This window comes from Lentzea aerocolonigenes, from assembly GCF_000955955.1.
Taxonomy (GTDB): Bacteria; Actinomycetota; Actinomycetes; order Mycobacteriales; family Pseudonocardiaceae; genus Lentzea; species Lentzea aerocolonigenes_A.
Map to the genome: position 1 here is coordinate 51959 of NZ_JYJG01000095.1, position 12017 is coordinate 63975.

General features: G+C 69.4%; 11 protein-coding genes. 6 read left to right on the top strand and 5 right to left on the bottom strand.

Going from position 1 to position 12017, the window contains the following annotated elements; all coding sequences use genetic code 11:
* Positions 1-61 precede the first annotated feature (61 nt).
* Entirely contained in the window at positions 62-916 is an 855-nt protein-coding gene (locus UK23_RS15670) for an AraC family transcriptional regulator (protein ID WP_045312243.1), read from the bottom strand.
* Positions 917-1015: 99 nt separating this feature from the next.
* Here UK23_RS15670 and UK23_RS15675 point away from each other — a divergent pair, with 99 nt between their 5' ends.
* A complete protein-coding gene (locus UK23_RS15675) occupies positions 1016-1666 on the top strand; it encodes an alpha/beta fold hydrolase (protein WP_045312244.1) in 651 nt (216 codons plus the stop codon).
* An 85-nt stretch (positions 1667-1751) separates the two neighbouring features.
* On the opposite strand, the gene UK23_RS15680 is transcribed toward UK23_RS15675, so the two are convergent.
* Positions 1752-2168, bottom strand: coding sequence for a hypothetical protein (locus UK23_RS15680; RefSeq protein ID WP_045312245.1), 417 nt, complete (start codon positions 2166-2168; stop codon positions 1752-1754).
* Here UK23_RS15680 and UK23_RS15685 point away from each other — a divergent pair.
* Genes UK23_RS15685 through UK23_RS15695 form a run of 3 tightly spaced genes read left to right on the top strand, consistent with a single transcriptional unit; the run spans position 2167 to position 6433 of the window.
* A complete protein-coding gene (locus tag UK23_RS15685; protein WP_045312246.1) occupies positions 2167-2898 on the top strand; it encodes an ATP-binding cassette domain-containing protein in 732 nt (243 codons plus the stop codon). The two genes, UK23_RS15680 and UK23_RS15685, sit on opposite strands and share 2 nt — an antisense overlap.
* Positions 2895-3527 (top strand): hypothetical protein, encoded by a 633-nt coding sequence (locus tag UK23_RS51585; RefSeq protein ID WP_045312264.1) that lies wholly within the window; start codon positions 2895-2897, stop codon positions 3525-3527. Before UK23_RS15685 ends, UK23_RS51585 begins: the two co-directional genes overlap by 4 nt.
* Entirely contained in the window at positions 3527-6433 is a 2907-nt protein-coding gene (locus UK23_RS15695) for an ATP-binding protein (protein WP_045312247.1), read from the top strand. Before UK23_RS51585 ends, UK23_RS15695 begins: the two co-directional genes overlap by 1 nt.
* Here UK23_RS15695 and UK23_RS15700 read toward each other — a convergent pair.
* From UK23_RS15700 to UK23_RS15710, 3 genes are all read right to left on the bottom strand, one after another.
* Positions 6353-7657 carry an FAD-dependent monooxygenase gene (locus UK23_RS15700; protein WP_052684699.1) on the bottom strand — a complete coding sequence of 435 codons (1305 nt, stop codon included), beginning with the start codon at positions 7655-7657 and terminating at the stop codon, positions 6353-6355. The two genes, UK23_RS15695 and UK23_RS15700, sit on opposite strands and share 81 nt — an antisense overlap.
* 83 nt (positions 7658-7740) lie before the next feature.
* Positions 7741-9261 (bottom strand): hypothetical protein, encoded by a 1521-nt coding sequence (locus UK23_RS15705; protein WP_045312248.1) that lies wholly within the window; start codon positions 9259-9261, stop codon positions 7741-7743.
* A complete protein-coding gene (locus UK23_RS15710) occupies positions 9258-9710 on the bottom strand; it encodes a hypothetical protein (protein ID WP_045312249.1) in 453 nt (150 codons plus the stop codon). The genes UK23_RS15705 and UK23_RS15710 overlap by 4 nt, the downstream gene beginning before the upstream one ends.
* A 17-nt stretch (positions 9711-9727) precedes the next feature.
* Here UK23_RS15710 and UK23_RS15715 point away from each other — a divergent pair, with 17 nt between their 5' ends.
* Together UK23_RS15715 and UK23_RS15720 are read left to right on the top strand one after the other, a co-directional pair.
* Positions 9728-10537 (top strand): SIR2 family NAD-dependent protein deacylase, encoded by an 810-nt coding sequence (locus tag UK23_RS15715; RefSeq protein WP_045312250.1) that lies wholly within the window; start codon positions 9728-9730, stop codon positions 10535-10537.
* A gap of 9 nt (positions 10538-10546) precedes the next feature.
* Positions 10547-12017 (top strand): class I adenylate-forming enzyme family protein (locus tag UK23_RS15720; RefSeq protein ID WP_045312251.1); only part of this gene is annotated, 1471 nt, incomplete at its 3' end.

A 12017-nucleotide genomic window follows, 5' to 3' on the forward strand; every position in this document is an offset into this window, starting at 1 on the left:
GCCCCTCGACCCCAAACAGTACGCGTGTCCTGTTAGCCGCTTCAACCCAGGTTGCCCTAAGTCACTGGGTGGCGCGGTACTCGCCCGGTGATCGGCCCGCGAACCGCTTGAACGCCGCGCTGAACGCGCTTTCGGTGCGGTAGCCGACGGTTGCGGCGATCACCGCGACCGTGTCCGGGGTGTCCCGGAGCGCCTTGGCAGCGGTCTGCATGCGCAGGCGCAGGAGGTAGTCGAGCGGGGTCAGGCCGACGGTTTCCTTGAAGTGCAAGAAGAACGTGGACCGCGACATGGCGGCTCTCGTCGCCAGCTCGCTGACCGTCCAGGGACGTCCGAGGTCGTCGTGGAGCGCTTGGACGGCCGGTCCCAGCTGCGGGTGCAGTTCGGCGCGATGGGCGTGATCGCGCAGGACCTGGAGCAGCAGCACCTGGGAGAGCCGGTCGAGGATCATCCTGCCGCCGTCGATCTCGGCCCGGATCAGCGTGATGGTGGCCTGGGCGGTGCTGGTGCGTGCCTGGACGTGGATGACAGGAGGCAGAACGCCGAGCAGTCCGGCGGCCTCGGGCTCGCAGGTGAAACCCGCGCCGAGCAACGTCGTGTCGTGGCCCTCGCCGATGCGTCCGGCGTCGCGGTGCGTGCCGTCGTCGTGGTCGTAGATCGGCGCCGCGAACACCGACGGCGTGTCCGGGTCGCTCGCGATGCGGTACGGGCGCTGACCGGCGATGACGTAGCAGTCGCCCTGCTCGGCCCAGAAGCTCTCGTCGCCCACCGTGATGTGCGCGCGGCCCTCCACGACGACCTCGACGCGCAGGTCCAGCCTTCCGGCGAAGTGCATCGCCCATCGGCCGCCGGCGTGCAGCGGTGTCGCGACGGCCCAGTTCACGCTCAGCGTCGACAGGACGTGCTCGAGCGGGTTCACGAAGCTCGGACTCTCCCGACAGGACGGCGGACTCTCGGCGATGTTCCTCCTGATCTTGCCTGGCTAGCGTACGGCCAAACGGATGACGAGGAGATCTTGATGGACCGGGGGAACCTGTTGCTCGTGCACGGCGCCTGGCACGGATCGTGGTGCTGGGAACTGCTGATTCCCGAACTGGAGGCGCGCGGCTGGACACCGTCGGCTCTCGACCTGCCGAGCGCGTCCGGCTCTCCGGCGGCGGGTGTGCACGAGGACGCCGAGGCGGTGCGGGAGGCGCTGGCCGCCCTGGACGGGCCGGTGACGGTGCTGGCCCATTCCTACGCCGGAATTCCCGTGGGGCAGGCCGCGGGCTCCGCTGACCGGCTCATCTACCTCGCCGCGCACATGCTGGAACCGGGCGAGCACGTCGCGGGCGTGCTGGGAGGGCCCTGGTACGAGCAGGGGGCGAAGCTGCTGGACGTGCCGGAGCCCGCCCGCGAGCTGCTGTTCCCCGACGTGCCGGACGAGCTGGCGGCGTGGGCCGCGTCGCGGTTGCGGCCGCAGAGCGCGCGGGTGTTCGAGGACGTGGTGACGGCGTCGGCCTGGCGGACGGTGCCCACGTTGCCGATCGTGTGCGAGGAGGACGCGATCTTCCCGCCGGTGTTCGCGGACCGGCTTCGAGCGGGCGGAGCCGTCACGTTGCCCGGCTCGCACTCGCCGTTCCTGTCGCGGCCGGCGGCGTTGGCCGACCTGATCAGCGCCCAGGGGTAGCCCGGCGGCTCGGCCTCACGTGCTGTCAACGCGCCGGCGAGCAGATCGAACGATGATTTTGGATGCGTTTGTGTGACGGAGAGTTTTACGCGCCGAACATGAGAATGATTCCAAAAGAGGTCAGCATCAGGACTTTCAGGCCTTCGAGTGCGATGTAGACGAGGTGCGTGCGTGACTCGGGCGGGGCCGCCCCGTCGATGATGAGCTGAGCCCTGACTTCGAGTCGTGGTCGCAGGATCAGCACCTGGGCGGCGAGGGTGACCGCGAGCGTGATGAACAGAAGGGTGGCGGCGAGCGGGCGCGGGGCGAGCGCGAACGTGACCGCGGTGGCCGTGGCGAGCACGATCTCCGCCGCGTTGAGGGCGCGGAACACCAGCCGCCCGATGCCGAGGCCCAGCGGCAGGGTGATGCCGGGGGCGCGGAACTTCAGCGGTGCCTCGATCGAGATCGCGACGACCATGCCGAGCCAGATGCACGCCAAAGCGAGCGGAAGTGAGGTCATGGGTGGTTATCTTGACGGGGTGCTCCTCGATCAGGTTTCCAAGCGGTACGGGCGCGGGCCCTGGGTGCTGCGCGACCTCACTTTGGAAGTCACCGGCACGGTGGTGCTGACCGGCGCGAACGGCACCGGCAAGTCGACGCTGCTCAAGATCGCCGCCGGGGTGTTGAAGCCGTCGTCCGGACGCGTGGTGCGGCCGGCCTCCGTCGGTTACGTGCCGGAGCGGTTTCCCTCTGACGTCAAGATGTCCGCTTCGTCGTACCTGGCGCACATGGGCCGCGTGCGTGGCGCTGGTGCCAACGACGTGTTGGAGCGGCTCGGGTTCGTCGGCTCGCTGTCCGCGCCGATGTCGGAACTGTCCAAGGGGAACGCGCAGAAGGTCGCGCTGGCGCAGGCGTTTCTGGCCACAGACCTGTTGGTGTTCGACGAACCGTGGACCGGGCTCGACCCCGAGGCCGCCGCCGAGTTGTGCGTGATGCTGGAGGGGCGTACGGCGTTGGTGTCCGATCACGAAGGGCACCTCGAGTCGGCCACGCGGGTGGACCTCGCCGGTGGGCACGTGACGATCGAGCTCAGCCGCGTGGTGGGGCTTGATGCGTTGGAGGCGTTGGAAGGCGTGCAGTCGGTGTTGTCGCGGGGGTCGTCGGCGCGGGTGGTGGTGGCGCCGGACCGGAGCGACCAGGTGCTCGCTGAGGCGTTGCGGCTCGGATGTTCGGTGCGGAGCGTGCGGTGATCTCCCTGGTGCGGTACCTCGCGGCGGATGTCTTCCGCGGGCAGCGGTTTCTGGCTCCGCTGCTGGTGTTCCTCGGTGTGATGGGGATGTTGTTCTCGTACGACCCCGGCCCGCAGCTGTCGGCCTACTCCGGGTCGTCGGCGTTGATCTACCCGATCTGCGCGTGGCTCGCCGTGGTCGTGGCGACGTCCGAGGACGTGGTGCGGCGGGAGATCACCGTCGTGTCGGCGGGTGGATGGCCTCGCGTTCTGTCCGCCGTTGCCATGACGACTGTGCTGTTCGGGCTCGGGGTCGCGGTGGTGGCGACGGTGTGGGCGGTGGTCGCGAGCCCGCGTCCGTACACGTTCGGTGAGTTCCTGGCTGGGCTTGGTGCGCACGGGGTGTGCGCGCTGCTTGGTGCTGGGGTTGGGTTGTTGTTCGCGCGGCCTGTGTTCACGGCGATCGGGCGGACCGTGATGGCGGTGTTCGCCGTCGTCGTGTTCACCTATCCGCTCGGACGGTGGACGCCGCTCGGGTGGGTGCTGGACGTGTTGGGGCACAACCAGTTCTCGCTCGCGGTGCTGTGGGCCGGGGTCTTCGGGGCCGTCCTGGTGTCGGGTGCTGTGGTGTTGGGTGTGCGGCGGGCTTGATGCGGGTCAACGTTCTCGGGCCGTTGCAGGTCCTCGTCTCCGGCGCTCCTGTCGAGGTGCGGGGGAAGCGGCTGCGGTGGTTGTTGCTGCGACTGGCCATGGAACCCGGCCGGGTGGTTGCTTCGGAGCGGCTGATCGCGGACTTGTGGTCGGACTCGGTGCCTGTCGACGGTGCTGCGGCGTTGCAGTCGTTGGTGGCGCGGTTGCGGCGGGCCGTCGGTGCTTCGGCGGTGTCGTCGCACGCGTCGGGGTATCGGTTGGAGGCTTCGACCGACGTCGAGGAGTTCGTGCGGACGCGTTCGGCCTCGTTGTGGCGGGGATCTGCTTTCGAGGATGCGCCGTTCGCCGTTGACGAGGGCGTGCGGCTGGCGTTGCTGCGGGACGACTTGGCCGGGCTGGAGGCTCTGGCCGCCGCGCATCCGTTGCGGGAGGACGTCGCCGCTCGGCTGATGCTGGCTTTGCACGCGGCTGGGCGGCGGTCGGATGCGTTGGAGGTGTTCGCCCGGGTTCGGGTCGCGTTGGCTGATGAGCTCGGCGTGGATCCTTCGGAGGTGTTGGCTTCCGCGCACGCGACTGTGTTGCGGGAGCGGTCGGTCCGGGGGAATCTACCGGCTGCCGTCGGGTCGTTCGTGGGGCGTGAGGTGGATCTTGAGCGGTTGTCCTCGTTGTTGCGGGACAACCGGCTGGTGACTTTGACCGGGTTCGGCGGGGTGGGGAAGACTCGGCTGGCTTTGACCTGCGCGGCTTCCGCTTCGTCGGCCTGGTTCGTCGAGCTGGATTCCGCTGCTGATCCACTGGCGGCTTTGGATGCGGCGCTGGGGCCGAATCCGTTGGCCGCGTCGGTGTTCTCGCGGCTCGGGTCGTCGTTGGTGGTGCTGGACAACTGCGAGCACGTGGTGTCCTCGGCGGCCGCGTTGTGCGTCGAGATGCTGGCTTCTGCGCCGGATGTTCGTGTTTTGGCGACTTCGCGGGAGCCGTTGGGGATTCCGGGTGAGGTCGTGCATCCGGTGTCGCCGTTGGATCTCGACCACGCGGTGCGGTTGTTCTCCGCTCGGGTCGGGTCGGCGGTGGATCTTGATGTGGTTCGGCGGCTTTGTGCTGCGCTGGACGGGATTCCGCTGGCGCTGGAGCTGGCGGCGGCGCGGGCCCGGTCGTTGTCGGCCGCGCAGCTCGAGGCTCGGGTGGACAGCCGGTTGCGGTTGCTGGATCGGGGTCCGCGGACGGGGCCGGCGCGGCATCGGACGCTGCGGGCGGTGATCGACTGGAGCTGGGAGCTGCTGTCCGGCGCCGAGCGGTTGTTGCTGGCGCGGCTCGGGGTTTTCGTGGGCGGGGCGACGGCCGCGGCGGTGCACGCGGTGTGCGGGGAGGGCTTGCGCGGGGGTGCGGCCGAGTCGGTCGGTGGGGCTGGTTCGCCTGCGTCGTCAGTGGCCGCCGAGGACTCCTCACGGCCTGGGCTCGCTGAGACCGGCGCTGGGGACGCGAGCGCAGGCTCGCGCAGGGGTACCCCCTTGCTGGGAACCCCTGCATCTCAACGTACTCAGGACCCCCGACAAGATCAGGATCTCTGGGACACCGAGGACCTGCTGGCGGCGCTCGTCGAGAAGTCGCTGGTGGTCAGGGCCGGGGAGCGGTACCGGCTGCTGGAGACGGTGCGGGAGTACGCGCTCGAACAAGGCCAGACGGATCCGGCCGGGCATGCCGCCTACTACGTGGCGCTGGCCGAGCAGAACGAGCCGTTGCTGCGAGGGCCGCGACAGCTCGAGGCGCTCAAGGTCTTCGACGCGGAACGGGCCAACCTCGACGCCGCCCAGACGTGGGCCGTGCAGCACGACGCGGAGATCGCGCGGCGGATGATGGCGGCGCGGACCTGGCACCTGCTGGTGATGACCAAGCGGTTCGAGGAGATCCGCCGGTGGGCGCCGCTCACGCCGGACGACCCGTTGAGCGAGGTGCTGGCGTCACTCGGCACGCCTGAGGCCGTGGCGGCGGCGGAGAGGCTGTGGGAGGCGGATCTGCCCACGGCGTTGTGCGCGTTGATGCTGACGAGCGGGCAGGTCTGGGGGTCGGCCGAGCTCGGCGGGCGGCTCACGCAGCTGGCGGACCGGCTGGAGCGGTCGGAGGACGAGTGGATGCGGGCGTTCTCGGCGCTCATCCGGGGTGTGGTGGCGGGTGAGTTCAGCGACGGGTCGGCGCCCGCGGCCGAGGCGGCGTACCGGCAGGCGCTGGACAGGTTCCGCGCGGTGGGCGACCGGTGGGCCGTGGTGTTCGGGCTGTCGTGCCTGGTGATGGTGCTGATCAACCGCGGGGCGTTCGCCGAGGGGTTCCAGGCCGTGAGCGAGGCGCGCAGGGTCGCGGAGGAACTGGGGGAGCCGGACACGGTCCTGGTGCCGATGTCTGTGCTGGTGCAGACGGCGCGGCTGAAGATCCGGATCGGGGACCTGCACGGGGCGCTCGAGGACCTGGGACGGGTACGTGCCTCGCCGGGCGGCCTCGACCAGGGGCGGGTGCTGCAGGTCCACGGTGAGATGGCGTACTGGAAGGGCGACTTCGAGGAGGCCGTGCAGCTCTACCGGCAGGCGCTGCACACCACGGAGGACTCGCTCGCGACCCAGTTCAGGGCGACCGTCCACGCCGGACTCGGGCTCGCGCTGACCCGCCTCGGGAACCTGCGGCAAGCGGGGGAGGAACACCGGAAGGCGCTCGACACGGTCAAGGCGAGTGCCGACGGGCCCGCCCGCGCGATGATCCTGGAGTGGTACGCGGACTGGCTGCTCGCCCAGGGCGACCCCCGGACTGCGGGGGAGGCCCTGGACGAGGCGGAACGGCTACGCGGCGGCCCCAGCAGCGACCCGACGGTGGTGGAGTTGCGTGACCGGGTTCGCGCCGAAGTAGGCGTCGATCGCTGACCTGCCGATGGCGGCGACGTAGCCGTCCGGGCGGACCAGCACCGGTCCGTCGGGCAGGTCGAGCGTCACGAAGTCCGGGCCTCGCAACAGGTCGAAGATCCGGCCCTCGGCGAAGACGCCGTCGGGCATGCGGTCGCCGGGCTGCAAGCCAGGGCCGTCGGAGGTCCGGTACGACAACGAGAGCTGCAGGGTCTGGTCGTCGCGCTTCTCGAACGGGTTCCCGGACGTCATGATCTCGGTCGTCATGCCCAGCAGCCACTCGGCCACGGGCCTGCGCTCGGACTCGTAGGTGTCGAGCAGGGTTTCCATGGCGAGCTTCCAGCCCAGGTTGTAGGCGTCCTGGATGCCGGTGTTCATGCCCTGCGCGCCGGCGGGGGAGTGGACGTGCGCCGAGTCGCCCGCGAGGAACACGCGGCCGACGCGGAACCGGTCGACCATGCGGATGTTGGTGCGGTACAACGACATCCACGTCGCGTCCTCCAGCACGAGGTCGTCCAGGCCCGTGCGCTCGCGGACGATCTGCCGGTACAGCTCGAGCGACGGCTCGCCGTCGCCGGTCGCCTGGAACTGGAAGAGATCGGTGCCGGGCAACGGGCACAGGCCGAGCCACTGGCCGTCGTCGGTGGACCAGCCGTGCCAGAACTCGCGGTCGAGCCCCGAGACCCGGATGTCGCCGACGAGCATCCGCTGGTCCTCCCACGTCTCGCCGACGAACTGCACGCCGAGACGCTTGCGCACGAACGACTTCCCGCCGTCGCAGCCCACCAGATAGGCGGCCCGCACGGTCTCCGAGCCGACCACCGCGGTCACACCGTCGAAGTCCTGCGAGAACGACGTCAGGGGCATCCCGTACTCGACCGTGCCGGCGGGCAGCGCGTCGCGGAGGATCTGCTCGACCCGGAACTGCGGGATCAGCATGGTGCTGCCGTACGGACGCTCGACCGTGCTCTCGCGCCCCTCGTGCATGTCCCACTCGCGCAGCACTTCGCGGCCCTTGTAGTGGCGGTGCCGCATGTGGAACCGGCCGGACGCCAGTACCGGCTCGATCACGCCCAGGTCGTGGAAGACCTCCATCGACCGCGGCTGCAGGCCCTTGCCGCGCGACCCGGCGAACGGGGCCGGCGCGGCGTCGACGATGCGGAACGGCACGCCGCGGCGGGCGAGGTCGAGGGCCAGGGTGAGGCCGGTCGCGCCGGCACCGATGATCAGAACCTGTGTGTCCATGACGGCAACACTCGGCCCACGAACTGCCACGGCCCTGTCACCGCGCTGTTGCGCCGTGACAGGGCCGCGAGACCTGCGAGAACTTACTTCTTGAGCAGCTCGATCAGCGCGTCGACGTCCTTGGGCTCGAAGCCGCGGAACACCGTCAGCGCCAGCTCGTAGTACGAGCGGACCGGGCTCACGTACCACTTGCCGCCGACCTCGGTCGCGACCACGCCGACACCGGTCTTCATGACCGACGCGGCGACCCGGCCGATGACCTCGACCGCCGCGGCCGGGATCTTGCCACCGCCCTGCTGGTTCATCAGCTGCGTGATCTCGTCCGCGCACAGCTTCTGCGCGCCCTGGCCGGGCACCGTGGCCGAGTAGCAGTCACCGTCACGCGCGATCGAGACCGTCTCGCCCTCGACCGTCACCGACAGCTTCTTGATGGTGACCTGCTTGCCGCCGGTCACGTCCTTGACGTCGGTCTCCAGCTCGTTCAGCTTGGCACCGGTCGGGCCCATTTTGCCCGCCTGCTCCAGCAGCAACGGGCCGAGGTCCTGCAGCACACCTGCCTCGTCCGGCGGCAGCAGCGAGATGACCGTCTTCAGGTCACCGTCCATCGCCGCGGTGACGAGCTGCTTGGCCGCGTCCTGCGCCGAACCCGCACCCTGCGGCGCGAAACCCTGCTGCGGCCACTTGAGCTTCTCCTCCTCCAGCGCGACGTTCGCGATGGTGTAGAAGGCGCTCGGGTACCACTCGTCGCCGACCTTGATCGTCGCGATGCCGATCGGCGTGCCGCGCTTCTGGACCTCGGCGGTGATGTCCCAGGTCTTCGTCTCGGACTTGGTCAGGCTGACCTTGTCGCCGATCGCGTCCATCAGCTTGTCGGTCAGCGGGACCTTCGAGACGTCCGAGGTGACCGTGATCTTGCCCTCGACCAGCTTGTTGATGGTGAGGTGGTCGTTGATCTTCTCGGCCTTGGCCTCGTCGAACTTGATGTTCTCGCTCTTGAACTCGATGCCCGACATCTTGTTCGGGTCGGCGTCGGGCTTGAGGATCTGGAGACGCTTCATCTCCTTCGTCATCGAGTCCAGGTAGTCCTTCGACAACGCGGCCTCGGCGGGCGCCAGCGACGCCGTGATGCCGACGACGTCACCGCTGCCGAGCTGCTCGATGAGGTTCTTCGCCGCGACGGCCGGGGTGTCCTGGCCCGCGTTCGCCGCCGGGTCGGACTTCTTCAGCGCGAAGAACGTGACAGCGCCGCCCACGAGCAGCAGCACGGCGACGACGGCCGTGATGACCAGGCCGGTGCGCTTCTTCTTCGGCGGCTCGCCACCCATCGGGGCGTAGCCGTACGGCTGCTGGTCGAAGCCCTGCTGCGGAAAACCCTGCGGACCCGTCTGCGGCGGACCCTGGGGGTAGCCCTGCTGGGGGAACCCCTGCGGCCCGGTCTGCGGGGGACCCTGCTGGTAGCCGCCCTGCTGCGGGTACCCACCCGGCTGCTGGGGCTGCTGCGGGTAACCGCCCTGCTGGGGGTAGCCACCCTGCTGCGGATAGCCGCCCTGCTGCGGGTTGTTCTGCGGCTGCCACTGGCCGCCGCCGCCACCTGGGTAGCTCACGGATTCCCTCCCGAAGTAATCACTGCGCTGCGCCTGTTGGAGGTGAGCACCGTGATCGCCCCCACGATCGTCAGTACGGCACCGGCGAGGGTGACGGCCGGTCCGGCGATGCTGATTCCGACCAATGCACCCTTGCTATCCCCTTGGACCGCGGCTAGTAGGGCCACGGTTCCACTGATCGTGCCAAAGAGCAGACCGATGCACGCGGCAATTCGTCGAAATCGGACCACGTAGAGGACCGCGGCGATCATGGCGAGAGGCGTGAGTCCCACCCAGACCGACGTCACGACGCCGCCCGCCACCCCGTCCAACCCGGCCAGATCACGCAGCGAGAGCACCTCGTAACTGTCCCTCGTGGTCATGCCGGACTTCAGCCACGGCAAGAAGGTTCCGACGATCGAAGTGACCAGGCCCACTGCCGCGATGGCGGCTCCCACTGCGCTGCGCACCGGACTAGTGTGACCCGATGGCAACGGAGGCGTGCACAGCGGCACGGGCGCTGGTCGCCTCCGCGCACCGGATCACCGTGCTGACGGGCGCCGGAGTCTCCACCGATTCGGGCATCCCGGACTTCCGCGGGCCGGACGGGTTGTGGACGCGCGACGCCGACGCGGGGCGCGCATCTTCGCTCGAGACCTATCTTTCCGATCCCGAGGTGCGCAGGCTCGCCTGGCGGCTGCGCCTCGACAGTCCGGTGTGGACGGCCAGGCCCAACGCGGCGCACAAGGCGTTGGTGGAGCTCGAACGATCAGGACGGCTGCGCACGGTCGTCACGCAGAACATCGACGGCCTGCACCAGAAAGCGGGCTCGGATCCGCATCGGGTGCTGGAGCTGCACGGCACGTTGCACGCCACGGTGTGCCTCGGATGTGGCGCCACGGGCCCGATGCGCGACGCGTTGAAGCGTGTCGGCGAAGGGGAACCAGAGCCGGATTGCCTGCGGTGCGGAGGAATCCTCAAGTCCGCCACGATCTCGTTCGGGCAGGAGCTCGACGGCGAGGTGCTGCGCCGCGCCCGGCTCGCCGCCCTGGACTGCGATGTGCTGCTGGTGGCCGGAACGTCGCTCTCCGTGCAACCCGCGGCCGGGCTCGTGCCACTCGCGGCGCGTGCTGGTGCCCAAGTGATCATCTGCAACGCCGAACCGACGCCGTACGACTCTCTCGCGGCCGTTGTCCTGCACGAACCCGTCGGCGAGGTGCTTCCCGACCTCAGTTCGGTTCCTCCATCCGGGGGAGCGCGATTCTCGTCCTGGGGAGATCCGAGCACCTGGTCGTAGGGTCGGACCATGCGCGTACCGCTGATCACCACGGACTTCCTGGACCGGGCGTCGTTCGCGTTCGCGGCGACGACCGCGACCATCGACGAACCCGACCAGCCGGCCAAGCCGGTCGAGACGACGACGTATGCGGAGATGGCGACCCGTGTACGCGCGTGGCAGGCCGGGTTCGACGCTCTGGGCGTCGGCGAGGGCGAGCGGGTCGCCGTCGTCAGCCACAACTCGGCGCGGATGCTCGAGCTGCTGCACGCGTTGCCCGGCAGCGGGCGGATCTGCGTGCCGGTGAACTTTCGCCTGCGACCCGACGAGGTGAAGTACATCGTCGAGCACAGCGGTGCTTCGGCGTTGTTCGTCGACCCGGAGCTGGAACTCGGCGATGTCGTGGCCCCGCATCGGTTCACGCTCGGCGAGGAGTCCGAGTCGCTGCTCCGGTTCGATGCGGAGCCACGGCCGTGGAGCGCGCCCTCGGAGGACGCGACCGCCACGATCAACTACACGTCCGGCACCACCGCGCGACCCAAGGGCGTGCAGCTCACGCACCGCAACATCTGGCTGAACGCGGTCACGTTCGCCATGCACACGCGTGCGTGGGAAGGCGACGTGTACATGCACGTGCTGCCGATGTTCCACTGCAACGGCTGGGGAATGCCGTTCGGGCTCGCGGGTCTCGGTGTGCCGCAGGTGGTGCTGCGCAAGGTCGACGGCGCCGAGATCCTGCGTCGTGTGCGCGACCACGGCGTCACGCTGATGTGCGGCGCACCGGCCGTGTGGAACGCCGTGCTGGAGGCTGCTCAGTCGTGGGACGGCGAGATTCCCGGCCGTGATCGCGTACGGATCGTGTGTGCCGGTGCGCCGCCGCCCTCGCGCACGATCCAGCGGGTGACCGAGGAGCTCGGGTGGGAGTTCCTGCAGATCTACGGCCTGACCGAGACGGCGCCGCTGCTCACCTTCAACCGCGCCCAGCCGGGCCCGTCGGGTGAGGAGAAGGCTCGCAAGCAGTCGCGGGCAGGCGCTCCGGCGTTGGGCGCGCAGCTGCGGATCTCGCCGGACGGTGAGGTGCTCGCGCGGTCGAACGTCGTGATGGAGGGCTACTGGGAGAACCCGGAGGCGACCTCCGACGCCATCGAGGACGGCTGGTTCCGCACCGGTGACGGCGGCTTCTTCGACGACGAGGGCTACCTGACGATCTCGGACCGCAAGAAGGACGTGATCATCACCGGCGGTGAGAACGTGTCGTCCATCGAGGTCGAGGACTGCCTGTTCTCGCACCCGGCCGTCGCCGAGGTCGCGGTGATCGGCGTGCCTCATGAGAAATGGGGTGAAACGATCAAGGCATTGGTCGTGCGCTCCGCCGACGTTTCCGAGGCCGAGTTGATCAAACACTGCAAGGAGCGGCTCGCCGGGTACAAGGCGCCGACGTCCGTGGAGTTCCGCGACTCGATCCCGCGCACGGCGACCGGCAAGATCCAGAAGTTCAAGC

Excerpts from the sequence above, each read along its gene's own strand:
- UK23_RS15715 (WP_045312250.1), top strand. The coding sequence starts at position 9,728 with ATGGCAACGGAGGCGTGCACAGCGGCACGGGCGCTGGTCGCCTCCGCG.
- UK23_RS15700 (WP_052684699.1), bottom strand. The coding sequence starts at position 7,657 with ATGGACACACAGGTTCTGATCATCGGTGCCGGCGCGACCGGCCTCACC.
- UK23_RS15695 (WP_045312247.1), top strand. The coding sequence starts at position 3,527 with ATGCGGGTCAACGTTCTCGGGCCGTTGCAGGTCCTCGTCTCCGGCGCT.
- UK23_RS15675 (WP_045312244.1), top strand. The coding sequence starts at position 1,016 with ATGGACCGGGGGAACCTGTTGCTCGTGCACGGCGCCTGGCACGGATCG.
- UK23_RS15685 (WP_045312246.1), top strand. The coding sequence starts at position 2,167 with ATGGGTGGTTATCTTGACGGGGTGCTCCTCGATCAGGTTTCCAAGCGG.
- UK23_RS15680 (WP_045312245.1), bottom strand. The coding sequence starts at position 2,168 with ATGACCTCACTTCCGCTCGCTTTGGCGTGCATCTGGCTCGGCATGGTC.